The 2901-nt window shown below is 71.4% G+C and carries 1 pseudogene; it reads left to right on the forward strand.

Annotation, left to right across the window (positions count from 1 at the left end):
- Positions 1-15: 15 nt before the first annotated feature.
- Positions 16-2901, forward strand: a pseudogene (locus tag RM812_RS41235) (type I polyketide synthase); the annotation flags it as partial.

A 2901-nucleotide genomic window follows, 5' to 3' on the forward strand; every position in this document is an offset into this window, starting at 1 on the left:
GTGCCTGGTGAGGTGCCGGAGACGGCGGGTGCGCACCTGTGGGCGCTCGGGCGGGTTGCCGCTCTCGAGATCCCCGATCGCTGGGGTGGTCTGATCGATCTCCCGGCGGACGCTGATGCGCGGTCGGCGGGTCTGGCGGTGCGGGCGCTGGCCGCCGGGATCGCCGCCGGTGAGGACCAGTTGGCGGTGCGGCCCTCGGGCGCCTACGGACGGCGCGTCGTTCAGGCAGGCCACCGGAAGCCCAAAGGCGTGAAGCCGGAATGGCGTCCGCGCGGCACCGTGCTCGTCACCGGGGGAATGGGCGCCATCGGGACCCGGGTGGCCCACTGGCTGGCCCGGAACGGCGCCGAGCACCTGGTGCTGACCGGTCGCCGTGGTGCCGGGACGCCCGGCGCGGACGCGCTGGCGGAAGAGTTGCGGGCGTCCGGCGTTCAGGTCACGCTCGCAGCCTGCGACGTGTCCGATCGTGCCGCGTTGGCCGCACTGCTTGGGGCACATCCGCCGACCGCCGTCTTCCACACCGCCGGCGTGCTGAACGACGGGACGGTCGACACGCTCACCCCCGGACGTCTGGACGAGGTCCTGAGCCCCAAGGCGACGGCCGCCGTTCACCTGCACGAGCTCACCGCACACCTGGACCTGGACGCTTTCGTCCTCTTCGCCTCCGTCACCGGTGTGTGGGGTAACGGCGGCCAGGCCGCGTACGCCATGGCCAACGCGGCTCTGGACGCGCTCGCCGAGCAGCGCCGTGCCGCCGGACTTGCGGCGACCTCCATAAGCTGGGGCCTCTGGGGTGGCGGCGGCATGGCCGAGGGCACCGGAGAGGTGAGCCTCAACCGCCGTGGCATCCGCGCGCTTGAGCCCACCGCCGGCATCGAGGCGCTGCAGTGGACGCTCGACCAGGGCGCGACCTGCCGCACCGTCGTCGACGTGGACTGGTCTGAGTTCGCACCGCGCACGGCCGCGCTGCGGCGCGGACGGCTTTTCGCGGATCTGCCCGAGGCACGACGTGCGCTGGGGTCGGAGAGGGACGCGCAGGAGGGTGCCGGGACCGCCGAGCCGGCCGCCGCCCTCGCCGAGCGCATCGGTTCGCTCCCGGAGCCCGAACAGCGCCGGACACTCCTCGAGTTGGTCCGAGCCGAGGCGGCTGCCGTCCTGCGGCACGACACGACGGAACTCCTGCCGCCGCGTAGGTCCTTCAAAGACGCTGGGTTCGACTCGCTGACCGCGCTGGAGCTCCGCAACCGGCTGAGCACCGCGACCGGTGCCGTCCTCCCCGTCACCGTCGTCTTCGACCACCCGAACCCCGGGGCGCTGGCGGACTTCTTGCACGGCGAGGCGCTGGGCCTGTCCCCGCAGCACGTTGCCGCGAGCGACCAGGCCGGCTCGGCCCGGCCTGCCGTCGCTCCCGAAGAGCCGATCGCGATCGTCGGAATGGCCTGCCGTTACCCGGGCGAGGTGCACTCTCCCGAGGAGCTGTGGCAGTTGCTCACGGACGAGCGGGACGTCATCGGCCCCATGCCCACCGATCGGGGTTGGGATGTGGCGGGGTTGTTCGATCCGGAGCCGGGTGTGCCTGGGCGTACGTATGTGCGGGAGGGGGGGTTCCTGCATGACGCGGGGGAGTTCGACGCGGGGTTCTTCGGTATCTCGCCGCGTGAGGCGGTGGCGATGGATCCGCAGCAGCGGTTGCTGTTGGAGACGTCGTGGGAGGCGTTGGAGCGGGCGGGTATCGACCCGCATGCGCTGCGCGGCTCACGGACCGGCGTCTACGCGGGCATGTTCCATCAGGAGTATGCGGCCCGGCTGCACGAGGCGCCCGCGGAGTTCGAAGGTCATCTGCTGACGGGGACGTCCGGCAGTGTCGCTTCGGGTCGTATCTCGTATGTGCTGGGTCTGGAGGGGCCGGCGGTGACGGTGGACACGGCGTGTTCGTCGTCGCTGGTCGCGTTGCATCTGGCGGTGCGGGCGCTGCGCGGCGGTGAGTGCGACCTCGCCCTGGCGGGCGGGGTGACGGTCATGGCCGAGCCGGGTGTGTTCGTGGAGTTCTCGCGGCAGCGGGGGCTGGCGTCGGACGGGCGGTGCAAGGCGTTCTCGGAGTCGGCCGATGGTACGGGCTGGGCTGAGGGCGTGGGTGTGCTGGCGGTGGAGCGGTTGTCGGATGCGGTGCGTCATGGGCGTCGGGTGCTGGCGGTGGTGCGTGGTTCGGCGGTGAATCAGGACGGTGCGAGTAATGGGTTGACGGCGCCGAATGGTCCGTCGCAGCAGCGGGTGATCCGGGAGGCGTTGGCGGATGCGCGGTTGGGTGTGGGTGATGTGGATGTGGTGGAGGCGCATGGGACGGGGACGCGTCTGGGTGATCCGATCGAGGCGCAGGCGTTGCTGGCGACGTATGGGCAGCGGGACGGGGAGCGTCCGTTGTGGCTTGGTTCGCTGAAGTCGAACGTGGGTCATACGCAGGCTGCTGCGGGTGTGGCCGGTGTGATCAAGATGGTCATGGCGATGCGGCACGGTGTGTTGCCGAAGACGCTGCATGTCGATGAGGCCTCTCCGCATGTGGACTGGTCGGCGGGGGCGGTGTCCCTGCTGACGGAGCGGGAGCCGTGGCCGCGGGGCGAGCGTGCGCGGCGAGCTGGTGTCTCCGCGTTCGGTGTGAGCGGGACGAACGCGCATGTGGTGCTGGAGGAGGCGCCGGATGTGCGGGACTCGGTGGAACCGGGTGCTGCTGCGGGGGTCCTTCCGGTGGTGCCGGTGGTGGTGTCGGGTCGTTCTGTGGGTGTGGTGGGTGAGTTGGCGGGTCGGGTTCGGGGTGTGGTGGGGGCTGGGCGGTTGGTGGATGTGGGGTGGTCGTCGGTGGTGTCGCGGTCGGTGTTCGAGCATCGGGCCGTGGTGCTGGCGGGG

This window comes from Streptomyces lancefieldiae (genome assembly GCF_031845825.1).
GTDB classification, from domain to species: domain Bacteria; phylum Actinomycetota; class Actinomycetes; order Streptomycetales; family Streptomycetaceae; genus Streptomyces; species Streptomyces lancefieldiae.